This is a genomic window from Pseudogemmobacter humi (genome assembly GCF_900609055.1).
In the GTDB taxonomy this organism is placed as follows: domain Bacteria; phylum Pseudomonadota; class Alphaproteobacteria; order Rhodobacterales; family Rhodobacteraceae; genus Pseudogemmobacter; species Pseudogemmobacter humi.
Genome location: NZ_UXAW01000136.1, coordinates 1 through 22786 on the forward strand (window position 1 = coordinate 1; position 22786 = coordinate 22786).

21 protein-coding genes are annotated in these 22786 nt (G+C 65.1%); 11 read left to right on the forward strand and 10 right to left on the reverse strand.

Going from position 1 to position 22786, the window contains the following annotated elements; all coding sequences use genetic code 11:
* The first annotated feature begins 188 nt into the window (after nucleotides 1-188).
* Nucleotides 189-1352: an acyltransferase family protein gene (locus XINFAN_RS20900; RefSeq protein WP_124088779.1), complete on the forward strand. Its 1164-nt coding sequence runs from the start codon at nucleotides 189-191 to the stop codon at nucleotides 1350-1352.
* Here XINFAN_RS20900 and XINFAN_RS20905 read toward each other — a convergent pair.
* A complete protein-coding gene (locus XINFAN_RS20905) occupies nucleotides 1322-2773 on the reverse strand; it encodes a mannose-1-phosphate guanylyltransferase/mannose-6-phosphate isomerase (protein WP_124088780.1) in 1452 nt (483 codons plus the stop codon). The genes XINFAN_RS20900 and XINFAN_RS20905 overlap by 31 nt on opposite strands.
* Before the next feature lie 164 nt (nucleotides 2774-2937).
* Nucleotides 2938-3264: a hypothetical protein gene (locus tag XINFAN_RS20910; RefSeq protein ID WP_124088781.1), complete on the reverse strand. Its 327-nt coding sequence runs from the start codon at nucleotides 3262-3264 to the stop codon at nucleotides 2938-2940.
* 900 nt (nucleotides 3265-4164) lie between these two features.
* On the opposite strand from XINFAN_RS20910, the gene XINFAN_RS20915 reads away from it, so the two are divergent.
* Both XINFAN_RS20915 and XINFAN_RS20920 read left to right on the forward strand, forming a co-directional pair.
* A complete protein-coding gene (locus tag XINFAN_RS20915) occupies nucleotides 4165-4374 on the forward strand; it encodes a helix-turn-helix domain-containing protein (RefSeq protein WP_124088782.1) in 210 nt (69 codons plus the stop codon).
* Entirely contained in the window at nucleotides 4374-5720 is a 1347-nt protein-coding gene (locus XINFAN_RS20920) for a HipA domain-containing protein (protein ID WP_124088783.1), read from the forward strand. Before XINFAN_RS20915 ends, XINFAN_RS20920 begins: the two co-directional genes overlap by 1 nt.
* Before the next feature lie 153 nt (nucleotides 5721-5873).
* Here the strand turns inward: XINFAN_RS20920 and XINFAN_RS20925 are convergent, their stop codons facing one another.
* The 6 genes from XINFAN_RS20925 to XINFAN_RS20950 form a co-directional block, all read right to left on the reverse strand.
* Nucleotides 5874-8324 carry a GcvT family protein gene (locus XINFAN_RS20925; RefSeq protein ID WP_124088784.1) on the reverse strand — a complete coding sequence of 817 codons (2451 nt, stop codon included), beginning with the start codon at nucleotides 8322-8324 and terminating at the stop codon, nucleotides 5874-5876.
* Nucleotides 8325-8409: 85 nt separating this feature from the next.
* Nucleotides 8410-9240, reverse strand: coding sequence for an ABC transporter permease (locus tag XINFAN_RS20930; protein ID WP_160144688.1), 831 nt, complete (start codon nucleotides 9238-9240; stop codon nucleotides 8410-8412).
* Entirely contained in the window at nucleotides 9233-10096 is an 864-nt protein-coding gene (locus XINFAN_RS20935; RefSeq protein ID WP_124088786.1) for an ABC transporter permease, read from the reverse strand. Before XINFAN_RS20935 ends, XINFAN_RS20930 begins: the two co-directional genes overlap by 8 nt.
* The gene (locus XINFAN_RS20940) at nucleotides 10093-11118 is read right to left on the reverse strand and encodes an ABC transporter ATP-binding protein (protein ID WP_160144689.1); all 1026 of its coding nucleotides are present in this window, start codon (nucleotides 11116-11118) and stop codon (nucleotides 10093-10095) included. Before XINFAN_RS20940 ends, XINFAN_RS20935 begins: the two co-directional genes overlap by 4 nt.
* A 20-nt stretch (nucleotides 11119-11138) precedes the next feature.
* Nucleotides 11139-12290, reverse strand: a complete 1152-nt coding sequence (locus XINFAN_RS20945; protein ID WP_124088788.1) for an ABC transporter substrate-binding protein — start codon at nucleotides 12288-12290, stop codon at nucleotides 11139-11141.
* Between the two features lie 65 nt (nucleotides 12291-12355).
* Nucleotides 12356-12982: a helix-turn-helix domain-containing protein gene (locus tag XINFAN_RS20950; protein WP_124088789.1), complete on the reverse strand. Its 627-nt coding sequence runs from the start codon at nucleotides 12980-12982 to the stop codon at nucleotides 12356-12358.
* Between the two features lie 169 nt (nucleotides 12983-13151).
* Here XINFAN_RS20950 and XINFAN_RS20955 point away from each other — a divergent pair, with 169 nt between their 5' ends.
* From XINFAN_RS20955 to XINFAN_RS20975, 5 genes are all read left to right on the forward strand, one after another.
* Entirely contained in the window at nucleotides 13152-14075 is a 924-nt protein-coding gene (locus tag XINFAN_RS20955) for a helix-turn-helix domain-containing protein (RefSeq protein ID WP_160144690.1), read from the forward strand.
* Between the two features lie 108 nt (nucleotides 14076-14183).
* Nucleotides 14184-15581, forward strand: a complete 1398-nt coding sequence (locus XINFAN_RS20960; protein ID WP_124088791.1) for an acyl-CoA dehydrogenase family protein — start codon at nucleotides 14184-14186, stop codon at nucleotides 15579-15581.
* Nucleotides 15582-15586: 5 nt separating this feature from the next.
* Nucleotides 15587-16120, forward strand: a complete 534-nt coding sequence (locus XINFAN_RS20965; RefSeq protein ID WP_160144691.1) for a flavin reductase family protein — start codon at nucleotides 15587-15589, stop codon at nucleotides 16118-16120.
* A gap of 21 nt (nucleotides 16121-16141) precedes the next feature.
* Nucleotides 16142-16666: a 2,4'-dihydroxyacetophenone dioxygenase family protein gene (locus tag XINFAN_RS20970; protein ID WP_124088793.1), complete on the forward strand. Its 525-nt coding sequence runs from the start codon at nucleotides 16142-16144 to the stop codon at nucleotides 16664-16666.
* A gap of 6 nt (nucleotides 16667-16672) precedes the next feature.
* Nucleotides 16673-17089, forward strand: coding sequence for a VOC family protein (locus tag XINFAN_RS20975; protein ID WP_124088794.1), 417 nt, complete (start codon nucleotides 16673-16675; stop codon nucleotides 17087-17089).
* A gap of 40 nt (nucleotides 17090-17129) precedes the next feature.
* Here the strand turns inward: XINFAN_RS20975 and XINFAN_RS20980 are convergent, their stop codons facing one another.
* The gene (locus XINFAN_RS20980; RefSeq protein WP_124088795.1) at nucleotides 17130-18308 is read right to left on the reverse strand and encodes an iron-containing alcohol dehydrogenase; all 1179 of its coding nucleotides are present in this window, start codon (nucleotides 18306-18308) and stop codon (nucleotides 17130-17132) included.
* The gene (locus XINFAN_RS20985) at nucleotides 18305-19354 is read right to left on the reverse strand and encodes an alpha/beta hydrolase (protein WP_160144692.1); all 1050 of its coding nucleotides are present in this window, start codon (nucleotides 19352-19354) and stop codon (nucleotides 18305-18307) included. The genes XINFAN_RS20980 and XINFAN_RS20985 overlap by 4 nt, the downstream gene beginning before the upstream one ends.
* A 384-nt stretch (nucleotides 19355-19738) precedes the next feature.
* Here XINFAN_RS20985 and XINFAN_RS20990 point away from each other — a divergent pair, with 384 nt between their 5' ends.
* The 3 genes from XINFAN_RS20990 (at nucleotide 19739) to XINFAN_RS21000 (ending at nucleotide 22784) form a co-directional block, all read left to right on the forward strand.
* Nucleotides 19739-20497 (forward strand): GntR family transcriptional regulator, encoded by a 759-nt coding sequence (locus tag XINFAN_RS20990; RefSeq protein ID WP_160144693.1) that lies wholly within the window; start codon nucleotides 19739-19741, stop codon nucleotides 20495-20497.
* Nucleotides 20484-21581: an ABC transporter substrate-binding protein gene (locus XINFAN_RS20995; protein ID WP_160144694.1), complete on the forward strand. Its 1098-nt coding sequence runs from the start codon at nucleotides 20484-20486 to the stop codon at nucleotides 21579-21581. Before XINFAN_RS20990 ends, XINFAN_RS20995 begins: the two co-directional genes overlap by 14 nt.
* A gap of 108 nt (nucleotides 21582-21689) precedes the next feature.
* Nucleotides 21690-22784, forward strand: coding sequence for an ABC transporter ATP-binding protein (locus XINFAN_RS21000; protein ID WP_124088799.1), 1095 nt, complete (start codon nucleotides 21690-21692; stop codon nucleotides 22782-22784).
* Nucleotides 22785-22786 lie beyond the last annotated feature (2 nt).

A 22786-nucleotide genomic window follows, 5' to 3' on the forward strand; every position in this document is an offset into this window, starting at 1 on the left:
ATGGACGGGCTGCATCCGAACAAATACGGCCATGAGCAGATCGCCCAGCTGATCTGTGGCGATGCCGGGCTGCTGTGATCCGGCTCTGACCCGGGGCGGCGTGGGGGGGCGAAGTGGTGGCGTTAGCAATCCATTAACCACAAACCGGCAAGATCCCCGGATCCATACCCCCGGATCCGGGATCGCTGATGCCGCAGAACCAGACGACAGCTCCGTATGAGAAGGCCGTTCCCGACCGGGCGCAGGTGCCGGGATCGGAGACGGGCTATATGCTGCGCGGGATGCTGATCCTGCTGGTGCTGTTCGGCCATGCGCTGCAATTCATCAGCCATGGCGGGCGCGATACCTTCTGGGAGGATCCGCTGTTTCGCGGCATCTACATGTTCCATATGCCGCTTTTCATGGCGCTGGCCGGATATTTCTCACCGCCGGGCAGGATTGCCCCGAACGATTTGCTGGCGCGGAGCGCAAGGCTGCTCTGGCCGATGCTGACCTGGGCTGCTCTGGCCGCGCTGCTGAAAGCGGCAAGCCAGGACCGCTGGCCCGCGCTTGCAGGCATGACGCTGGGCGGGTTTCTCAATCTCTACTGGTTTCTCTGGGCGCTGGTCATGGCGCTGGCGCTGGTGGCGCTCGGCAGCCGGCTGGGCCGGGGCGGGGCGCTGCTTTACGGGCTGGTCTTCGCCTTTCTCCTCAGCCCGGCGGCGTCGGGCGTCTGGCTGGTGCTGCCGCTTTTCGCCTTCACCCTGCCGTTCTTCCTGGCCGGGCGGCTCTGGCGCAGTCTTGAACTGCAGGCGGCCTGGCGGCGCAGACAGCGCGTCTGGCAGCGCCGCAGCAGGCAGCGGGGCGTCATGGCGCTCTGGGGTCCGGCGCTGATCGCCCTGCCCGTCGCAGGCGCCTGCTTCCTGATCTGGGACCCGGGAACCTATGCCTATAACAACCGCGCCGATCTGCTGAAGGATCCGTTCCGGGTTACGCTGATGTTCACCGGAGCGGCCAGCGCGACCCTCGTGGCGGGCAGGCTTTTGTGGCGGCTGGCCCAGAGCCTGACCGGGAGCAAATCCGGGCAGGCCCTTGCCCGATGCGGCCGGATCTCGCTCCGGATCTATCTGGCGCAGGATCTGGCCTTTGCCTGCCTGCGCGCCGTCCTGCCCCATATTCCCGGCGCGGGCAGCACCGACCGTCTCACACAGATCCTTGTCGCGGCTCTGATCACCGGCCTTCTGGCCGGGGCGATCACGCTTTTCTGGCGAGGGACGGCCGGAGTGCCCTGGCTCTCGCGCCTGCTATGGGGCCGGGCAGAGCCGGAGCGCAGGGCTTCTGCTCAGCCCTTGGCGCCCTGTCCCCTCGCATAGACATCCTCGTAGCGGATGATGTCATCCTCGCCGAAATAGCTGCCGGTCTGCACCTCGATCAGCACCATCGGCAGCTTGCCGGGGTTTTCCATCCGGTGAACGGCGCCGAGCGGGATATAGACCGACTGGTTTTCCGTCACGAGCGTCACGGTATCATCCACGGTGACGCGGGCGGTGCCCTCGACCACGATCCAGTGTTCCGAGCGGTGATGATGCGATTGCAGGGACAGCGCGGCGCCAGGATGGACATGGATCCGCTTCACCTGGAAGCGCGAGCCGATCACCAGGCTCTCATACCAGCCCCAGGGCCGGTAATCGCGCGGCAGCGTCTCGGCCTGGCGCGCGCCTTTGGCCTTCAGCGCCGCCACCGCCTTCTTCACATCCTGGGCGCGGCTGGCATCGGCGACCAGAACCGCATCCTGCATCGCCACCGCGATCACATTCTTCAGCCCGATCCCCACCAGCTCCACCGCCCCCGATTCCGAGCGCAGGAGGCTGTTCTCGCAATCGATCGCCGTCGCATGATCCGAGGTGACGACGCCCGCCGCATCCGGGTCGCCCTCGCGCCAGACCGCATCCCAGCCGCCCAGATCCGACCAGCCATCCGAGAAAGGCACCACCGAGAGATTGTCGGCCTTTTCCATCACGGCATAATCGATCGACAGATCCTCAAGCCCGTTCCAGGCGCTTTCCCCCAGCCGAAGAAAGCCCAGATCGCTGCGGCCCTCATCCAGCGCCTCGCGCACCCGGGCCAGCATATCGGGCACGAAGGCCCGGGCCGCCGCCAGCAGATCGGCGACGCGGAACAGGAAGATCCCGGCATTCCAGAGATAATTGCCTTCCGCCAGCATCGCGGCGGCACGGGCCGCATCCGGCTTTTCGACGAAACGCCTCAGCGCGACCGGATCCTCACCCGCCGGCGCCGCCAGTTCGAGATAGCCATAGCCGGTTTCCGGGCGGTCGGGGGTGATCCCGAACGTGACCAGCCGCCCCTCGCGCAGCGCAGGCAGGCCACGCGCCACCGCCGCCTGGAAGGCCGCCTCATCGGGGATCGCGTGGTCCGAGGGCGCGACCAGCGCGATCGCCTCCGGGTCCTGGTCATGCAGATGCAGCGCCGCGGCCAGAATTGCGGGCGCGGTATTGCGGGGCGCGGGTTCGATCAGGATCGGCCCCGGATCGATGCCGGCCGCCGCCAGTTGTTCGGTCACGATAAAGCGGAAATCCGATCCGGTCACGGTCAGCGGCGCGGTGAAGGCAATCGCCTCATTGCCGCCCGACAGCCGCCCCGCCGAGGCCTGGAACAGCGTCCTCCCCCCGGTTTCAAGCGCGAATTGCTTGGGATAGCTCTTGCGCGAAAGCGGCCAGAGCCGGGTGCCGGCCCCCCCGCAAAGAAGGACCGGAGTAATCGTCTGCAACACCATGCCTGCCTCGGCTGTTCAGGAAGAAACCGACCCCGCCCGAAAGGATCCCCGCAGGGATCGCGGCAGATGTCGGCGCACCTCATCGGGACGAAGCACCGGCCCCGTCATTCCGGGCCAGATCGTCCCATCCCCGGGGCCCGTTTCCAAGCCCCTCCGGCGGCGCCTCAGTTGGTCGAGGTGGTCGAAGTGGTGCCGTCGGTGCCGCCACCGCCCGCGACCAGCGCAAGGCCCGCCGCTGCCGCGCCGGCCGCACCCAAAGACCCGAGCCCGCCCGCAAGCGGCACGAAACCGGTCGCAGTGCCGCAGGTGATGGCCACCCGCTCATCGCTCTCATAGAGCGCATCGACCGGCACGAGGTCACCCTTGCAGACTTCGCGCTCGACCGCGAGTTGCAGAAGCTGATCCTTGCTCAGTCTTTCCTGCGCTGCAGCCGGCACGGCAAAGGAGACCACCAGGGCGGAAATCGTCAGTCCGGTTTTCAGATGCATCATCGGGAACTCCAGGCTCTGATGGGAAAGGGCATTAAAAGCGACGCTGTATGCAGCACAAACTGCGATACCGTCTACACCAACCAGAGGCGGAAAACCAGTATCCACCCGGCGCAAAACCTTGCCCGGCCCCGAATTTGCAGCCGCCGGACAATCAGTGTCCGGAAATCCGGCAACAGGCAGACGGCGTATCCCGGTCAGGGCGCATTGCACCGGAACAGATACGGCTTCATCAGCCCGTCCCGCAGGCATGGCAGCGGTTTGACGGTGGAGGATTCGCGCCACTCCCCCCTTCCCGAACCTGTGGGCTCCCGTAGCCGGGCAGACCGCTTTGCGGCCCGGAATCAACCTCCCGCGGGCAGTGCCGGGACCGAAGCGACCCCTGGCAGGCATGTCGTGACCGGGGGCGGCAAGGGCAGGAAGGGCGCGCTTGTGATCTGCCGGGCAACTCCCATGCCATCCCCGGCCCTGCGGCCCTCGATGGAAAGAGCGGCCGGGGGCTGGCTGCCGCATGGCGACCAGCCAGGGCGCATGGCAGGGCGCATGGGCGCGCATGGCTGGAATGGTGGCCTGTGGCACAGGTTTATCACACCCCGCCGGGGGCGGCGGGGCCGCCGTTCCCTGTTATGCCGGTATTACCCTGTAAGACCTGGAGGGATACCATGCCTGATGCGCAACCCGAGGGGTCGCTCGATGTTCATAGCGGCGCCCTTCCCGAGGCGGTCGCGGGGCTGGTGTTCGCCCGAATCGCCCCATGATCATCGGTCCGATTTTGGTAATATCGCCAAAACAAGCCGTCCGGGCCTCCTGACGGCGGGTGTTTTGGCAAAATAACCATAATTCTTGATCCCGAGCCTTCGACAGGCTAGATTTTGGCAGATATACCAAAAATCGGAGCCTGCGATGCGTCTCGAAAGCGCCGACCAGCTCGGCGGGCTCATCCGCCAACGCCGGGAAGCCCTCAAGCTGCGGCAGGGTGAACTGGCCAGCATCTCCGGGGTAGACCAGGGCAACCTGTCGAAGATCGAACGCGGCTGCGCCAGGGCCAGGTTTGAAACCTACCTTCGGCTGTGTTCTGCGTTGGGTATCGACCTCATGGCAGAGGCCCGGTGATGAAAATGGAGGTCTGGATCGAGGGGTCAGCCAGGCCGATCGGGGTTCTCTCGCGAAACGACGACCTGTCGCTGCGCTTCACCTGCGCCCGGGAGGCCGACCGGCCCCTTTCGCTGTCGTTGCCCCTTCGCTCCGAACCCTATGGTGACGCGGACTGCAGGGGCTATTTCGCCAACCTGCTCTTCGAGGGGCCCGAGCTCGGGCGGGTCATGGACAGCTATCGGCTGGACCGGGGCGACGTGGGAGGGCTGCTTTGGCATCTCGGGGCGGACTGCCCCGGCGCGGTCTCGATCACGCCGGAGGGGGCCGGGCCCGGCAAGACCCCTGGCCGGTTTCCGCAGGATTACGATCTGCTGGACGAGGCGCGTCTTCACGCCATCCTGCTGTCGCTGCACCTTCACCGGCGGCTGCCAGACGGGGAGCGCGACAAGTCCCCGGTCGCCGGGGTCCAGGGGAAGATCGCCGTGGTCATGCACGACGGGGCGTTCTATCTGCCCGCGGCCGGCAGCCGGGCCCCGACGACGCATATCCTGAAGGTCTCCCCGGCATCCGAGCCGCAGATCACGGTCGAGGAGACGGCCCTGCTTGCGATCGCGTCGGGCTGCGGGATCGACACCGCCGAAACCCGGCCGTTCCGGTTCGGGATCGGGGGCCGCCGGATCAACGCGATCCTTTCCACCAGGTTCGACCGCGAGGTCCGGCTGGCCGGCCGCGAGGGGCTGATCACACGGGTTCACGCAGAGGATCTTTGCCAGGCGCTCGGACTGGCCCCCGGCCTCAAATACGAACGAAACAGCGACAACCCGGATCACCGGTTCTCGGCCGCCGCAGTCGCCCGGATCGCGGCCAGGGCCAGGGCTCCGGCGCTTTTTCAGCGGGATTTTCTGACCCACACCCTTTTCAACCTTCTGGTCGGAAACTCCGACAATCACGGCAAGAACGGCTCCGTGATCCATGGCGCGGGCGGGACGGTGCTCGCGCCGCTTTATGACGTGGTGCCGGTCTTCATGGACAGAAACGTCACGCATCAGCTTGCTTTTCGGCACGGCGCGGCAGAGTTCGCCGAGGACCTGACCCCGGATAACCTTTCCGGGCTTCTCTCCGACCTTGGCTACCGGCGTCCACCGCTGGAGCAAACCATCCGGCAGATGGCGCGGCTCGCCGGGAGGATCGCCGAAGCGAGCGGCAGGCTCGCCCCAAAAGGGCTGGCCGACGGGCTTTACGCCCAGGCGGGGGTGCTCGAAGCCGCGCTCGGGGTAAACTTCGGGCTGCCCAAGAGGGATTACTTTGACCGGGCCTCCCGCGACGATATCGCCGCGGCCGGATGGTGGGACCCGTTCAGCTGAGCCGGCCGTCCTCGGCCGGGGTCAGCTTCAGCCCCTGCCCGACCTGCTGGCACAGATCCCGGTGGGAGAGCGAACCAAAGCCTGTTCAGATCTGACCGATCCGCGCGGATGGGGTCTGAGCCCGGACTCCTCCCTGTCGCTCCGGCGCGATGCTCATCCCCTGATCCTTTCGCCCTTCGGATCATACCAGGGGCCGAACTGCACCGTGACCGGAAATCGCCGCATGGCAACCTCTGCCTCCCAGGTGCCGGTCGCAAGCCAGTCCTTCGTCACGCCTTCGGGCTGTGTGACATAGGCAAGGCCCAGCGAAGCGCCGATGCGGTGGCCCCAGGCGCCCGACATCACCGAGCCCACCCTTTCGCCATCGCGGAAGACCGGCTCGTAGTGATAGAGCATCGGGGCCTCATCGCCGCCCTGAAGCCTGACCTGCACAAGGCGCCGGCGGATCGGGCCTTCGGCTTTCTGCGCCAGCAGCGCCTCACGGCCGATGAAACCGCCCGGCTTCTCCATCGCCACCGCAAAGCCGAGGCCGGCATGGAAGGGGGTGTCCTCCTCGCCGATGTCATGGCCCCAATGGCGGTAGCCCTTTTCCATCCGCAAAGAGTTCAACGCGAAATAGCCCGCCGGTTTCAGCCCGAGACCGGCCCCCGCTTCGGCCAGCACCTCCCAGACATGGGCGGCGCATTCCGCCTCGATCATCAACTCGAAGCCAAGCTCCCCGACAAAGGTCAGGCGGCTGGCGCGGACCCGCGCATAGCCGAGGTCGATCTCGCGCGAGGTTCCGAAGGGGAAGCCCTCATTCGAGAAATCATCGGGCGAGACGCGTTGCATCAGTTCGCGCGCCTTCGGCCCCATCACCGCCAGCATCGGCGTCGCCGAGGTGATGTCTGTGAGATGCACCTGCGCGCCTTCGGGCAGGTTGCGCCGCAGCCAGGCAAGGTCGCGCCGCTGCGAGACCGCCACCGTCACCACGAGGAAGGCGGTTTCCGACACGCGGATCACCGTCACATCGGCCTCGATCCCGCCCCTGGGGTTCAGCCATTGCGTATAGACGATCCTGCCCACGGGCACGTCGCAATCCCCGGCGCAGACATGGTTCAGCGCCCGCAGCGCATCCGGCCCTTCGACCCGGTATTTCGCAAAACAGCTGTAGTCAAAGACCGAGACGTTCTCCGCCGTGTTGCGGCATTCGGCGGCGACGTTTCCGAACCAGCTTGGCCGGTGATACGAATATTCGATCCCGGCCAGTTCCCCGGGCGTGCCGAAGAAGCCGGGCCGTTCCCATCCTGCCAGCTCGGTCATGAAGGCGCCGGCTGCCAGCATCCGGTCATGGAAGGGCGAGCGGCGCACGCCGCGCGCGGTCTCGAACTGCTTGCCGGGCCAATGCATATCGAACAGGGTGCCGATGGTCTCGACCGCCCGGTCTTCCAGATATTTGCGGTTGCGCTGGAAGCTTTGCGTGCGGCGCACATCCACGTCGATCAGTTCGACCGGCGGGTGTCCCTCGGCGATCCAGGAGGCCATCGACTTGCCGACCCCGCCCGAGGAGAGGATGCCGATCGAATTGAAGCCGGTGGCCGAGAACAGCCCCCGGATCTCGGGCGTCTCGCCGAGGTGGTAACGGTTGTCGGGGGTAAAGCTCTCCGGCCCGTTGAAGAAGAGCTGGATGCCGGTGCGCTCCAGCACCGGAACGCGGCGCATCGCCAGTTCAAGATAGGGGCTGATATGGTCGATATCCTCGGGGATGGCGTCGAAGCAGAAGCTGTCCGCGATGCCCTTCTGGCCCCATGGCTTGGCGCCGGGCTCAAAAAAGCCGACCAGCAGCTTGCCGGCATCCTCTTTGTAATAGCTCCACTCATCGGCCATGAACATGACCGGCAGATCGCGCGGCAGATCGGGGATCGCCTCGGTCACGACGTAGAAATGCTCGGCCGCGTGCAAGGGCAGCGTGACGCCGATATCGGCCGCCAGATCCCGGGACCACATGCCGCCGGTGATCACCACCTTCTGCGCGTCGATCTTGCCGAATTCGGTCATCACCCCGGTGGCGCGGCCGTTTTCCGTCAGGATCTTCGTGACGGTGACGCCCTCAAGGATCTTCGCACCCCCCATGCGCGCGCCTTTGGCATAGGCCATGGTGACATCGGCCGGATTGACCTGGCCGTCATCGGGGAACCAGAAGCCGCCGGTGATGCCCTCGGTCGAAATCGGGGCCCAGCGTTCCCTGATCGCGTCAGGTGTCAGCGCCTCGACCGGCAGGCCGAAATTGCGGCCCATCGAGGCGCCGCGCGCCAGTTCCTCATAGCGCGCCGGGGTCTTTGCGATCCGCAGCGAGCCGTTCCTTTTGAACCCGGTGGCCTGGCCGGTCTCTTCCTCCAGCCTGCCAAACAGCTCGCCGGTATATTGCGCAAGCTCGGTCATGCGTTGCGAGCTGCGCAACTGGGTCACAAGGCCCGCCGCGTGCCAGGTGGTGCCGCAGGTGAGCTGCCTGCGCTCCAGCAGCAGCACATCCGTGATGCCCAGCTTTGCGAGGTGATAGGCGATCGAGCAGCCGGCGATGCCGCCGCCGATGATGACGATTTCTGCGCTGGAGGGGATATTCATCGGATTGTCCTGAATTTGGTCATGCGTCACCGGCGCCACCGGCTGGCGGTGGCCCGAAATGGCAAGGGTCGGGGGCGGGGAAGCGTCAGATCATCGGGGCGCTCAGGCGCTTTCGTCGCCGGCGGAGCAGATACCAGCCATAGGCAAGCCCGATGGCGGTAAAGACCGAGGCCGCCAGCAGGATCGCAGCCACGGCAAGCTGCGGCGTGGCGCTGGATCGCAGCGACAGCCACAAGAGGACCGGCAGGGTCTGGCTGTCCCTCGTGGTCAGGAACAGCGCCATGATGAATTCGTTGAGCGAGGTGATGAACGCAAACAACGTCGCCGAGACAAGGCCGGTCGAGACCAGCGGCAGGCTGACCGTGAAGAAGCTTCGCAAAGGCGAGGCGCCGAGATCGCCTGACGCCTCGACCAGCGAACGGTCCAGCGTGGCAAAGCTGGGTTCCAGCACGGTGATCGCCAATGGCAGCGCCCAGAGCGTATGGGCGCAGGCGACCAGCAGGGAGGAGCCGTAAAGCGCATGGCCGAACAGCGTCACATTGCCGAAACCGATGGCGACCGAGACGCCAAGCACCACGGCCGGCACGAAAAGGGGCAGCAAAAGCAGCACCTGCAAGCGGCTGCGCGCCTTGCGCGAACGCGACAGGCCATAGGCCGCCGGCACCGCGAGCAGGATCGAAAGACATGCTGTCAAAGCGGCGATCTTCAGCGAATTCAGCGCCGCCGTCAGCCATCGGCGGTTGCCGAAGAACTCTTCGAACCAGCGCAGCGACCAGCCCCGGATCGGAAAGCGGATGATATTGTCATCGCTGAAGGCCATCAGCGCGGTGATCCCGAGCGGGATCAGCACATAGGCGGCGAAAAGCCCGATGAAGATCCGGTCGGCCCAAAGCCCCGGCGAGACGCGTTCAGTCATGGCGCGGCCCCCTCCGGTTGCGCAGGGCATGAAGCCCGATCACCGTCAGCGAGATCAGCACGATCAGCACCACCGCGAAGGCCGAGGCCAGCGGCCAGTCGCGCCTCGACAACATCTGGCGCTGGATCTCGTAACCGATGCTCCAGAGCGAATCCGGCCCGAGCGCATTGACCGCGGCATAGATCCCCATCGAGAAGACGAAGGCCTGGGTGAAGGCGCCGATGATGCCGCCCATGGTCAGCGGCACGAGGACGCGCAAGAAGGTGCGCAGAGGCGAGGCACCAAGATCGCCGCTTGCCGTGATCAGGTCGCGGTCCACCGCATTCATCACGCTCAGGATGGTCAGGAAGCAATAGGAGACCGAAATATAGCTGAGCCCGACAATCGCCGCGAACCGGGTGCCGAGAAGGTTGACCTTCTGCTCGGCCAGCCCGGTCCCGACCAGCGCGTAAGACAGGAAGCCATTGGCCGGGAAGAACATTCTCCAGCCGATGATCACCGAGATCTCGGAAACCAGCATCGGACACAGGGCGATGGCCAGCAGCACCAGATGCACCCGGCCTTTGCGCTTCCAGACCGCATGGGCGAAGAGGAAGGCGAGGACCACCGTCACCACGGCCGTGATCAGAGACAACAGCACCGTGTCGCGGATCGTGCGCAGATTGACCGGATCGGTCAGGACCGCGACATAGTTTTCCAGCGACCAGGCCAGTTCATAGATACCGTCCGGCGGATGGGTGTTGAAGCTCATCCGCAAGAGATGCAAAAGCGGCACCCCGAAGACCAGCAGGGTGAAACCGAGCGCCGGCAGAACCAGCCAGGCGGGGGAAGGCGCGGGGATCAGGCGGCGCATCATGGCGCGGGAAACCAGGTCGCATCGGCGCTGTCCCAGCCGATGGTGACGCCATCGCCGGGGGCCAGTGCCGGCGCCTCGCTCAGATCGAGCGAGAGCCTTCCCGAGGGCGCATCGGCATGGAGCCGGTAGCTGCCGCCCAGATATTCGACCTCGGCCACGCGGGCATCGGCCTCGTTCGGCGCCTCTCCGGGTGAGACGCGGCGCAAAGAGGCGGGGCGCAGGAACAGCAGATGGCGTCCGGCACCCGGCGCATTTGCAAGGCGCAGGCTGCCATCCCTGCCCGCATCGGCATCGATCGCAAGCTGACAGGATTCGCCGAGGAAACTGTAGACGAAGGCGCTGGCCGGGCGCTCGAACGTCTCGACCGGCGCGCCGCTTTGCTCGATCCGGCCCTGGTTCATGATCACCACCCGGTCGGAAAGCGTCATTGCCTCGGACTGGTCGTGGGTGACGAAAACGGCGGTGAAGCCCAGTTCACGATGCAGGCGGCGGATCTCTGACCGCAGCTCCAGCTTCAGTTTCAGATCGAGCGCGCTCATCGGCTCGTCAAAGAGCAGGATGCTCGGCTCGACCACCATCGCCCGCGCCAGCGCGACCCGCTGGCGCTGACCGCCCGACATCCCGGACGGATAGCGCGCGGCAAAGCGCCCCATCTGCACCACATCGAGCATCCGCGCGATGCGGCCGGGGATCTCTGACGAAGGCACGCCGCGCATCTTCAGCCCGTAGGCCATGTTCTCAGTCACGGTCAGATGCGGGAACAAGGCCCCCGACTGGAAGACCGTCGCCGTGTCGCGCTTGTAAGAGGGCAGATGATCCACCCTCTTGCCATTGATCTCGATCCGGCCCGAGCTGGGCTTTTCCATGCCGCCGATCAGCCGCAGGGTCGTGGTCTTGCCACAGCCCGAAGGACCGAGAAGCGTCAGAAACTCGCCTTCGCCAAGCGTCAGATCGGTGCCTTCGACAGCGGTGAAGCTGCCATAGGTCTTTCGCAGGGCGGTCAGTTGCAGCCTGGGCGTCATCGTGCTTTTGCTCCGGCCTGTCAGTTCGCCGAGGTCTTCAGCACCGCTTCCTTGAAGCGGGCATCGAGCGCGTCCCAATTGGCGAGGATCTTCTCCCATCCCGCCACATCGATCAGATTGACGCGCTTTTTCAGGTCGTCATTGGTGACCGGATAGCCCTGCCAATGGTCAGGCACCGTCACATCGGCGCGCGAGGAAACCGAGGTGGTGGTGGCGAGGATGCGGTCCTGGGTCTCTTTCTCAAGCATGTAGTTGAGGAAGACATCGCTCAGCTCGTCATGCCGGGTGCCGCGCACTTTGATATACCAGTCGGTATAGGCCACGGTGCCATCCTCGGGGATGCCGGTCCTGAAGGCCTCGCCGCCATCGCGCACCATGCCGAAAGCGTCGATCGAATAGATCTCGGCCATGGCGGCCTGTTCCTGCATCATCACGAAAGAGAGTTCCGCCCCGTCGCGATACCATTTCGCCGGGCGCAGCTCTTCGAGTTTGGCGAAAAGCGGGTCATCGGCCATGCCCGGCTGCCAGGAGTAAAGCTCCTCCAGCCCGGGTTTCGCGCCCCGGACCAGCGCGGTCACCGCCAGAAGCCAGACGAAAGACGCACCATCGAGCGCAAGTTTGCGCTCCATCGCCGGGTCCCAGAGCGATTTCCAGGACAAGGGCAGATCCTCGCCCGCCAGATCGGTATTGATCAGCGGCAAAAGGAAACCAAGGCCGAAGGGAATGCCGAAATCGCGCATCGCCTCGGGGCGGGTCTCGATATACCAGGGCTGCACTCCGGACAGGTTGGGCAGATTTTCGCGGGGCGTTGCGGCCCAGAGCCCCTCGGTCATGCCGACGAGGGTGGTGTATTCATCGGCGATGGTGATGTCGAAAGGCGGATTGTCGGCGGGCGCCGCCATGATCTGCGCCGCCATCTGATCCCATCCGCCAAGCGTGACGGCACTGGTGCCATATCGCTCGTTGAAGGGCTCGACCACGGCGCGGCGGAAGGCATCCTCATAGGCGCCCGACCAGGTGGTCACGGCCAGCTCTTCGCCGGCAAAGGCAGTCTGCGCGAGAACCGGATCCGCCCGGCCCAGAAGCGCAGGCGCGGCAAGACCGGCGCTGACCGATCCGAGAAAGGCACGACGGGACAATCCGCCGGGGCGGGTAAAACGGATGTTTTTCATGATGACCCTGTTGTTTTTGGCTTTTGCTTGTTGGTTCCGGCTCGGGCCCGTCAGGAGGAGGCCCGTCAGTAAGAGGGGGGCGTGATCGCCCAGATCACAACGGCCTCCGTCTCTCCGGGGTTGCGATAGCGATGGGGGGTTGTGCTGGGAAAGGCGAAACTGTCGCCCTCCGCCAGCAAGAAGCACTCGTCACCGATCCACATTTCAAGCGCGCCCGAAAGTACGATCCCGGCCTCTTCGCCGGTATGGTTATAGGGCACATCGGCGCCGACCGCGCCGGGCGGAAAGCGCGACATCAGCAGTTCAAGCTGGCCGCGCAGATTGGGAGAGAGCAGCTCATCCGCCACCCCCGAGGAAAAGCGCAGGCTCCGCCGGTTGCCGGCGCGCACGATATGGCGCCGCTCGGCGCTCTCGCTCTCTTCGGCATTGTGGAGGAACCAGCCGATGGTGACGCCAAGCGCGCGGGCAATGTCATGCAAAGCCTTGATGCTGGGCGAGGAAATGCCGCGCTCAATCTCACTCAGATGACCGATCGAGATGCCCGTCGCTTCGGAAAGCGCCTTGATGGTCAGGCGCTTTGCCTTGCGCAGATCGCGGATCTCCGAGCCGATGGCCGCCGGGCTGGCAGCGTCGGATTCGGGCTTTGCGGCAGCGGCCTGACCCTGGGCGGATATGTCGGTCTGTTTCAGCATCGGGCCTTCGGAAGGGCTCTGTGGCAGCGGGAAAAGGAAAAGCAGGTCAGGCGCGGCCTGAAAGGACACCAGGGATTTGACGCAAGCCCCGCCTCGTGAAATGATGTTCGGAGAAATCGAAATTTGCAAGTCAAAATTTCGACACGCATTTCAATTCAGGAAAGAGACCGTGCTGCGAGCCAGCCAGAGCCAGCCCGAAGATCCCGCCCTCACGGCCCGCGACTGGATCACGCGGCTCGGCGGTGAGGCAATGCGCGAGCGTTCCTGGGTGGTGACACCGGCCTTCGCGGCCGGGCATTTCCGCTTTCGCCCGCTTGAGGAAGAGGTCAGGGCGCCAAGCCTGCCCTTTCATTACATTTCCCTGACCCTGAACGGCCTGATCCGGGTCGAGGCAAATGTCGGCGGCAAGCGGGTGAACGTCAAAATCCGCAGCGGGCAGTCCATGATCATGTCGGCCGGGCGCGACAACCGCTGGCGATGGGATGCGCCGACCGAAGAGACCTTCGTCTTTCTGCGCCCGGACTTTCTGCGCAGCTTCGCCGAAGAGGCGGAAACCCCCGAGGTCGAGATTCGCGACCGCTTCGTCTTCGAGGATGCGCATCTGCGCCGCACCCTGCAAGGGATCGCCTCAGAGCTTTCCGCACCGGGGGGGCTGTCGCCGCTCTATCTGGATATGGCGGCCCAGGCGGTGGCGGCGCGGCTTTTGTCGCGCCATCGCGGTGGCCCGGCGCCCGGGAGTGCGACACGCGCCGGGCAGACCAGCCTCACCGCGCCGCAGCTGCGCCGGGTGCTCTCGCTGGTCGAGGACCGGCTCGGCGAAGAGATCGACCTTGCCGCGCTGGCCGATGCGGCCGGGGTCAGCCGCTTCCACTTTCTGCGCTGCTTTCGCGCCACCACCGGCATGTCGCCGCATCGCTGGCTGACGGGGCTCAGGATCGCGCGCGCCTGCACGCTGCTGGAGGAGAACCGGCATTCGGTGCTGGAGATTGCCGGCCTCGTCGGCTTTGAAAGTCAGAGCCATTTCGGCCAGGTCTTTCGCCGCATGACCGGGTTTGCGCCGAAGGACTGGCGGGCCGCACGGCGCGGGCACTGAAAGCCCGGCCCGCCAATACGGTATCTGAAAAACAGCAATATCCCGAGAGACGGCGCCCGCCCCGGCGGGGGATGCTGCGTCAAAGAAGACAGAACAGGGATATGCCAGATGACCAGGATGTGGGGCGATCAGCCTTATTTCGGGCTTGATGCCAGCTTTGACCCCGATTGGCTGCTGACAGAGGCGCAAAAGGAGCTGCGGGCCGAGCTGATCGAGCTGTGCCGCACCACCTTGCGCCCGAATGCGGTCGAGGCCGACAAGAAGAATTTCTATCCGCGCGCCAATGTCGATGCGCTGGCAAGCCTGCGGCTTCTGGGCCTGATCGTGCCGAAGCAATTCGGCGGGCGCGGCGAGAACACCGTCGGCGCCGTCATGGTGGCCGAGACCATTGCGCGCTATGGCTGCCCCTCGACCGCACTGATCTACATGATGCATACGGTCGCGGTGGCTGGTCTGTGCTACCGTGCCAAGGGCAATGCGGCGATTGAAAACCTGCTCTCGCGCCTTGATGACGAGGCGCTGATCGGCACGGCGTCTTACACCGATCCCGAGACCGGCGGCCATTTCTGGTATCCGAAAATGTCCGGCGCCAAACGCACCGAAGCCGGCTGGCATGTGCAGAAGAAAGCGGCCTGGACCACCTCTTCGGGCTATGCCGACTGGTATATCTCGCAGACCACCAGCCCCGATTTCGCCGGCGATTACAGCGATCTCTCTGTCTTCCTGTTCATGAAGGACGAGGTGAACGGCGCCCCCGGAAAATGGGAGGCGATGGGCATGCACGGCAACCAGTCCGGCCCGGTCGAGATCGACACCGTGGTGCCCTTTGACCGCATCGTCGGCTGGCCGGGCGACGGCGCCGCCTCGAACGACGAGGCGATCGATCCGCTGGCGATGCTGATGTATGCCGGCTCTTACAACGGGCTCGGCCTTGCCTGTATCGACGTCGCCAAAAGCCATGTGACGCGCAAGGCCCATGTGCAATACGCCCGTCGCGTCGCCGATTACCCGACCATCCAGGACAGTTTCGGCCGCGCCGTGATGGAGGGCCAGGCCTCGCGCCTTTACGCCTATGCGCTTGCAAAGGCGCTGGACGATGCCACCGAAAACGGCAGCTGGGAGATCTATTACAAGGATCCCAAAGCCATGCCGCGGGCGAAATTCGCGGTCTGGGCCTTTCAGGCCAAATTCCTCTCGACCCGCTTCTCCTATGAGGTCTCGGACAAGATGCTCGCCACCTGCGGCGGGCGCGGCTACATGGCCGATCTCGGGCTTGAACGCCTCGTGCGCGATTCCAAGGCGGGCTGGATCATGGGGCCCTCGAACGAGATCACCGCGCAGCTGATCGGCAAATGGGCGCTTCTGGGCCCCGATGCGGTCGACTGGTGGAACCAGCGCGTCGATGAGCCGGTGATGATGAACGAGATCGGCAAGCTCGACGCCGAGGGCAAACGCCGGCTGATCGAGAAGCTCCAGGCCGGGCTGATGCCGCAGGCCGCGGAATGAGCGCGATGCAGGCGCCTCTTTCCGAAGGGCCGGTTCCGGCGGCGTTCCGCGCCGCCGACGACCCGAAGGCGTTTCGGGAGGTGCTCGGCCAGTTCTGCACCGGACTGACCATCGTCACCGGGCAGTTGCCGGGCGGAAGCCGCTTCGGTCTGACGGCAAGCTCCTTCCAGGCGCTGTCGCTCGACCCGCCTCTGGTGCTTTACTCGGTGCGGCGCGAGGCGGCTTCGGTCGATCTGGTGCGCCGCGCCGGGGGCTTTTGCGTCAATGTGCTGCGCGATCATCATGGCCCGCTTGCACGCCGCTTCGGCTCGGCGGTCGAGGACCGTTTCGCGGGCGAGGCCTGGCATGAAAGCCCCTCGGGCGCCTGGCGCCTGCCCGATGCCATCGCAGCCCTTGATTGCCGGCTGTGGAACATCTGCGAGGGCGGCGACCATGTGATCATCATCGGCGAGGTCACCGCGATGAGCCGTTCCGACGGCGACCCGCTTCTGTTCTTTCGCGGCGAGTTCCGGCCCATCGGCCCGGCCCCGCATCCCTGACACCGGTCAAAGGAGCATCCCATGACCCTGATCCCCCCCGTCAAAACCGAACATGTCACCTTCGATCCGCCGGAATTCGGCCATCTCGGCATGATCCCCGAAATCGTCGTCCTGCCCGTCACGGACGAGCGGATCTGGGTCGAGCTGGAGCCGAATGTCTGGTTCCGCCCGCTGTTCTTCGACATGAACCAAGGCTCGCATGGCGAGGTCCTGCGGGTGCGGCGCGGCGGCGTCCTGTCGCGCCACCTGCATGCAACCCCGGTGCATGGCTTCGTGATCAAGGGAAACTGGCGCTATCTCGAACACAGCTGGACCGCGGTCGAGGGCTCTTACGTGATGGAACCCCCGGGGGAGATCCATACCCTGACCTGCGACGGCGATGACGAGATGCAGACCGTCTTCTTCATCCAGGGGCCGACGCTCTATATGGACGAGAATGACAATGTGACGCTGGTCGAGGACAATCTCCACCTGATCCGCACCGCCCGCGCGCATTACGAGAAAGTCGGGCTCGGCGCCGATTTCGTCAATCAGTTCATCCGCTGAAACGCCATGTTCGCCTATACGATGCTTGGCACCAATGATCTTGCCCGCGCGGTGGCCTTCTATGCGCCGCTGATGGACCTTCTTGGCCAGCCCAGGGTCGGCGGTGATGACGCCCTGGTCACCTGGGGGTCTTATGACGACTATGACCGCCCCGGGTTCAGCGTGGGAAAGCCGGTTGACGGCCTGCCGGCCGGTGCCGGAAACGGCAGTATGCTGGCCTTCCGCGCCGATGAGGCGGCGCTGGTGGACCGTCTCTATGAGGCGGCGATGGCGGCGGGCGGGCGCTGCGAAGGTCCGCCCGGCCCGAGGCCCGGAGTCTGGCCGGGCTTTTATGCCGCCTATGTGCGCGATCCCGACGGCAACAAGATCTCCTTCGCCTGCTATCACGATCCTGCGGACGTTCCGGTTTTCGACAAGCCGTGATCACAGACCTGCGCCGGTCTTCCGGCGCAGGTTCTGACGGTCAGACTCTCCCGTCGAAGGCGGCTTCCAGAATCGTGGTCAGAAACGCCGCGGAAACCGGCACGGGATTTGTGGGCGCGGTCGGATCGATCAGCGCCGCTGTGACGATGCGGGGGAAATCCCCGCGCTTCACGCCGAACGCGGCAAGGGTATGCGGCACTCCGATCTCCTTGCGCAGCCCGAGGATCCAGTCGAGCACACGATCCGTTCCATCGCCGCCCGACTGCGGCAGATCAAGACAACGCGCCAGATGCTCCATCTTGTCGCCGATGGCCGAACGGTTCGCCGCGATCACATAGGGCATCAGCACCGCATTGGTCATGCCGTGATGGAAGCCGCAGATCGAGCCGATCGGATGGCTGAGCGCATGGATCGCGCCAAGCCCCTTCTGGAACGAGGTGCCGCCCATGCTGGCCGCCATCATGACCTCGGCGCGGGCCTGAAGATTCTGCCCGTCGGCAACCGCGACCGGCAGCCAGAGCTTCAGCAGCCGCAGCCCCTCGATGGCGATGGCATCGGCCATCGGGTGACAGGAGGGAACGCAAAGTGCCTCAAGGTTATGCGCCAGCGCATCCATGCCGGTGCCGGCGGTCAGCGCGGGCGGCAGGCCAAGCGTCAGCGCCGGATCGGCGATCACCAGTTGCGGCAGCATCATCGGATGGAAGATGATCTTCTTCTCATGCGTCGCCTCATTGGTAATGACGGTGGCGCGCCCGACTTCCGAGCCGGTGCCCGAGGTGGTCGGCACCGCGATGACCGGCGCGATGCCTTTGGTTTCAGCCGCGCGCCAGAGGCTGCCGATATCCTCGAACTCCCAGACCGGGCGGGTCTGCGCCACCATGAAGGCGACCGTCTTGCCGACATCCAGCGCCGAGCCGCCGCCGATGGCGATCACGCTGTCATGGCCGCCTTCGCGGAAGGCCGCCACCCCGTCGTCGAGATTGCGCGAGGTCGGATTGCCCTGAAGCCGGTCGAAAACCCCGGCCCTGATCCCGGCCTGTGCCAGCCGCTCGCGGATCTGCGCCATGACGGGAAGGCCCGAGAAATAGGGATCCGACACGATCAGCGGGCGTGTGATCCCGATCTCGGCGCAGGCGGCGGCAAGCTCGCCGATCCGGCCGGGACCGAACCAGATCCGGGTCGGGTAGTTCCAGTTCGCAGCAGGGGCGGCAGGGGTCATTTCAGGCTCTCCTTCGGGGATATCAGCAGGGCCCGGATGCGCCGGGCGGTATCGGTCAGCGCGGCGCGCGCGGCGGGCACTCCGCCGGTCATGGCGGAAAAAGCGTGAGGCAGGGTCGGGTGGATCACATGGTCAAGTGCGACCCCTGCCCCGCGCAGCCGGGCGGCAAAGGCGGCCCCTTCGGCAAAGAGCAGATCATGCCCGGCCTGCACCAGCAGCGTCGGCGGCATCCCCGAGAGATCCCCGGCCCGCGCCACCGAGCAAAGCGGATCGGCGGCATCGGCGGGGTCGCGCATGTAGAGCCGTGCAAACCAGGCCATATCGGCCCGCGTCAGCGGATAGCACTGGTCGCAGGGCCCGGGCGGCAGCGCCTCGCGATCCATTTCCAGCACCGGATAGATCAGGATCTGCGCTTTTGGCAGCGGCTCTGCCGCGCGCAAAAGCGCCAGCGAGGCTGCGGCCGCCAGGCAGCCCCCGGCGGAATCGCCGCCGATCGCGACAGCGCCGGGATCAATCCCCAATGTGGCGGCATGGGTCCGCAGCCAGTGCCAGGCGGCGATCACATCCTCAAGCGCGGCGGGGAAAGGGTGTTCGGGCGCCAGCCGATAGGCAAGGGACAGAACGCGGAATCCGCCATGACGCGCCAGCCGGGTACAGGCGGTATGGCAGGTCTCCAGATCCCCGAGCACGCCGCCGCCGAAATGCAGGAAGATGAGTGCCGGGCCGCAGCTCTCCGCCGGATCGGGCGTATAGAGCCGGGCGGCAAGCGGGCCGCCGGGGCCGGGCAGGCACAGATCGCGGATTTCGGGCAGGGAGAGCGGCGGCCCCTCCAGCAGCGAAAGCGAGAGCAGGCAGGGACGGCGCGCCATCACCGGATCGGGGCTGCCCGCCGCGCCGAAGCGCGTCACAAGCCAGGCGTGAAAGCGGGCGCGCGGATCGGCGCCCCGCCCCGGTATTGCGCCGCCGCCGCTGTCGGCGATCCGGTCGAGAACCGGAGCCGGCAACCAGAGGGCGGCGCGGAAGGCAAGCCGGAGCAGCGCTGCCATGGGAGAAAGCCGTGCCTTCGGGGCCGGTTTCTCTGCGCTATGCGCCGACAGGCCGGGTTCTGCGCATGGCATATTGCCTCAGAGCGACAGGGCCGCGGCGGCGGCGCGGGAGAGGGAAGATGCGGGAAGCGGCACGGATACCTCGCAGAGCTGGATTCGGTCGCCGGACGGACGGGCAGGAGGCTCCGGCTTGCAGCGCATCTGATACTTTGCATCAGTATATTGTCAATATATTCATGTTGACTGAAAATATAATCACATAAAAACAATGATATGAAAGATATTTTCAGGGTTACATCCAACTTCGTGTCTGAAAATAATATTGACAATATATCAATGCGATTCCTAACTGGCCCCGTTCTCCTTCAGGTGAGGCCCTTGTCAGTGTCAGATCCTTCCGATCCGTTCCGCGTTCCTCAATTCGAAGATGGCTCGCGTGAGACCCAGGCCACTCAGGCCTATCACGCGATCCGGCGCATGATCCTGCGCTGCGAATTGCAGCCCGGTGCAACGATCAGCGACAAGAGCATCGGCGCGAAGCTCGATTTCGGCCGCACCCCGATCCGCGAGGCGCTTTTGCGGCTCGCCAGTGAGCGGCTGGTTCTGTTCCAGCACAATCAGAGCATCGTGGTGGCGCCGGTCGGCCTTGACGAGATCAACGACATCTACACCTTGCGCCTGCATCTTGAGCGCCTTGCCTGGCGGCTCTGGCTGGAGGAGGCGGGCGACAAACAGGTCGAGCGGCTGGCGTCAGTCTTCGATGACGTGCCAAAACTGCTGCGGGCCGGCGATGTCGAAGGGCTTCTGCATCTCGACTTCCTGTTCCATGCGCAGATCTACCGCGAATGCGGCAACCCCTTCCTGACCCAGTCGCTGTATAACCTGTCAGGCGTCACCTACCGTATGTGGCACATCACCTCGACCCGCGACCTTCAGGCCCAGGCCGAGACCGCGCGCAGCCATCAGCCGATCATCGAGGCCGTCTATGCCCGCGATGCCGCCCGCCTCGACCGCGAGATCGAGAGCCACATCAGCCACGCCTATGACCAGATCATGCAACGGTTCCTGCACAATACCGTGGGCCGCATCGGCGATATCCCCATCAACATTTTCCAGAAGGAAGGCCAAGATGAAACGCAGTGAGTTCCGTTCCGACCGTTCCTCCGCTTCTTTTTCCGGCACGATGCGCGCAGCTCTGATGGCGGGCGCCGCCATGGTCGCGCTTGCCGCCCCTGCGGCGGCCGAGGGGCAGCTTGTCCTGCTGGTCTGGGAGGGCTATGCCGATGACAGCATCGTCAAACCCTTTGAAGAACAGACCGGCTGCCGGGTCGATCCGATCTATGTCGGATCGAATGACGAGATCGTCTCGAAAGTCATGAGCGGCGGCGGAGCGGCGGATCTGATCTCGCCCTCGAACGATACCGCGATGCGGCTGGTCGATGCAGGCGTGATCGCGCCGGTCGATCCCGCGAAAGTGCCCTCGATGGCCGATTTCATGCCGCAGTTCCGGAACCCGGAATGGCTGATGAAGGAGGGCCAGCTGTATGGTGTTCCCTATGGCTGGGGCCTGATCCGCATCATCGCCGATGCCGACAAGGTGCCGGCGGATACCGACAGCCTCGGGTTCCTCTGGGATCCGGCCTACAAGGGGCAGATCTCGGTCTGGGATGACATCGAAACCCTCTACATGGCCGCGCGCTATCTGGGCTTTGAGAACACCTATGACCTGACGGATGAGCAGCTTGAGGCGGTCAAGGCCAAGCTGATCGAGATGAAGCCCAATATCCGCAAATACTGGTTCACCACCGGCGAAATGGGCACGCTGATGTCGGGTGGCGAAGTGGTGGGCGGCTCTTCCTGGGAGCCGACGCTGGTGGAGCTTTGGGCGGCCGGCAAAAACGTGATCGACGTGAAGGCCAAAGAGGGGCGCGGCGGTTATTCCGACAGCTGGATGATCGTCAGGGGTGCCGAGGAAAACGAATGCGTCTACCCCTGGCTGGAATATGTCTCGACGCCCGGGGCGCAGGCATTGGCGCATAAGGTCACGGGCTTCGGCTATCCGAACAGCAGGATGGCGGCAGAGCTCGATGAAGAGACCCGCGCCACCTATGAGCGGCTCGGCATGTCGGATTCGGAATCGCTCGCGAATATCGACTGGTGGCAGCCGGTCGAGCGCCGGACCAAATATCTTGAAATCTGGAACCAGGTGAAGGCGGCGGCGCAGTAAGCGCCCCCGTCACAGCGGCCGGGCCGTATCCGGCCCCCCGAAACAGCCCCCTGCGCGCGGATGCGGGCAGGGGAATAAAGCGACACGCAGTAAAAACGGCGGCGAGAGATGACAACAGGGATTGAGTTGCGCGATTTGCGCAAACGCTACGAGGGGCATGGCGGCGCCGGCTCCTGGGCGGTGGATGGCGTCGATATGCAGATCGGGCGCGGCCAGTTCGTGACGCTTCTCGGGCCTTCGGGCTGCGGCAAGACCACGACGCTGCGCATGATCGCGGGCTTCGAGGTGCCGACATCGGGCCAGATCCTGCGCGACGGGGTCGACATCACCGACCAGCCGGTGACGGATCGTGAGATGCGCATGGTCTTTCAGGATTTCGCGCTGTTTCCGAACATGACGGTGGCCGAGAATGTGGCCTTCGGGCTGAAGACCCGGCGGATGAAGGGCCGGTTCGGTGCCGCCGAGATGCGCCGCCGTGTTGGCGAATATCTCGATCTGGTCCACCTCGGCACCCATGCCGACAAACGTCCGCATCAGCTCTCGGGCGGGCAGAAGCAGCGGGTTTCCCTCGCCCGCGCGCTGATCACCGACCCGGATGTGGTGCTGTTCGACGAACCGCTCGGCTCTCTGGATGCGCATCTGCGCAAGGTGATGCAGATCGAACTGATCCGCCTGCATCGTGAGCTGAACAAGACCTTCATCTATGTCACCCACGACCAGGACGAGGCCATGGCGATGAGCGACGCCATCGCGGTGATGAATGGCGGCAAGGTGCAGCAATTCGGCACCCCGCGCGAGATCTATGATCGTCCGACCTCGCGCTATGTCGCGGGCTTTATCGGCCATGCCCATATCGTCGAGGCCAGCGTGGTCGAAAGCGGCGCTTCCGGGCTGAGCGTCCGGCTTGGCAATGGCGAGGTGGTGCGGCTTGACGCGCCGGCCAGTCTGCAACGCGGCGAGGCGGTCGGGCTGATGCTGCGGGCCGAGGATCTGTCGCTGGCGAAACCGGGTGACGGAGAGCTGCATGGCAAGGTGTCCGACAGTCTCTATCGCGGCGAATACATCGAATATGTCGTCGATCTGAAGGGCGGGGCCGGCACGGTCCATGTCCATGAGCCGACCCATGCCGCGCCTTTCGCCCATGGCGACGATGTGGCGCTAAAGGTCAATCCGGCCAAGGCCCATGTGGTCGGGGGGGCGTGAGC

Excerpts from the sequence above, each read along its gene's own strand:
- XINFAN_RS20900 (WP_124088779.1), top strand. The coding sequence starts at position 189 with ATGCCGCAGAACCAGACGACAGCTCCGTATGAGAAGGCCGTTCCCGAC.
- XINFAN_RS20905 (WP_124088780.1), bottom strand. The coding sequence starts at position 2,773 with ATGGTGTTGCAGACGATTACTCCGGTCCTTCTTTGCGGGGGGGCCGGC.
- XINFAN_RS20910 (WP_124088781.1), bottom strand. The coding sequence starts at position 3,264 with ATGATGCATCTGAAAACCGGACTGACGATTTCCGCCCTGGTGGTCTCC.
- XINFAN_RS20915 (WP_124088782.1), top strand. The coding sequence starts at position 4,165 with ATGCGTCTCGAAAGCGCCGACCAGCTCGGCGGGCTCATCCGCCAACGC.
- XINFAN_RS20920 (WP_124088783.1), top strand. The coding sequence starts at position 4,374 with ATGAAAATGGAGGTCTGGATCGAGGGGTCAGCCAGGCCGATCGGGGTT.
- XINFAN_RS20925 (WP_124088784.1), bottom strand. The coding sequence starts at position 8,324 with ATGAATATCCCCTCCAGCGCAGAAATCGTCATCATCGGCGGCGGCATC.
- XINFAN_RS20930 (WP_160144688.1), bottom strand. The coding sequence starts at position 9,240 with ATGACTGAACGCGTCTCGCCGGGGCTTTGGGCCGACCGGATCTTCATC.
- XINFAN_RS20935 (WP_124088786.1), bottom strand. The coding sequence starts at position 10,096 with ATGATGCGCCGCCTGATCCCCGCGCCTTCCCCCGCCTGGCTGGTTCTG.
- XINFAN_RS20940 (WP_160144689.1), bottom strand. The coding sequence starts at position 11,118 with ATGACGCCCAGGCTGCAACTGACCGCCCTGCGAAAGACCTATGGCAGC.
- XINFAN_RS20945 (WP_124088788.1), bottom strand. The coding sequence starts at position 12,290 with ATGAAAAACATCCGTTTTACCCGCCCCGGCGGATTGTCCCGTCGTGCC.
- XINFAN_RS20950 (WP_124088789.1), bottom strand. The coding sequence starts at position 12,982 with ATGCTGAAACAGACCGACATATCCGCCCAGGGTCAGGCCGCTGCCGCA.
- XINFAN_RS20960 (WP_124088791.1), top strand. The coding sequence starts at position 14,184 with ATGACCAGGATGTGGGGCGATCAGCCTTATTTCGGGCTTGATGCCAGC.
- XINFAN_RS20965 (WP_160144691.1), top strand. The coding sequence starts at position 15,587 with ATGCAGGCGCCTCTTTCCGAAGGGCCGGTTCCGGCGGCGTTCCGCGCC.
- XINFAN_RS20970 (WP_124088793.1), top strand. The coding sequence starts at position 16,142 with ATGACCCTGATCCCCCCCGTCAAAACCGAACATGTCACCTTCGATCCG.
- XINFAN_RS20975 (WP_124088794.1), top strand. The coding sequence starts at position 16,673 with ATGTTCGCCTATACGATGCTTGGCACCAATGATCTTGCCCGCGCGGTG.
- XINFAN_RS20980 (WP_124088795.1), bottom strand. The coding sequence starts at position 18,308 with ATGACCCCTGCCGCCCCTGCTGCGAACTGGAACTACCCGACCCGGATC.
- XINFAN_RS20985 (WP_160144692.1), bottom strand. The coding sequence starts at position 19,354 with ATGGCAGCGCTGCTCCGGCTTGCCTTCCGCGCCGCCCTCTGGTTGCCG.
- XINFAN_RS20995 (WP_160144694.1), top strand. The coding sequence starts at position 20,484 with ATGAAACGCAGTGAGTTCCGTTCCGACCGTTCCTCCGCTTCTTTTTCC.
- XINFAN_RS21000 (WP_124088799.1), top strand. The coding sequence starts at position 21,690 with ATGACAACAGGGATTGAGTTGCGCGATTTGCGCAAACGCTACGAGGGG.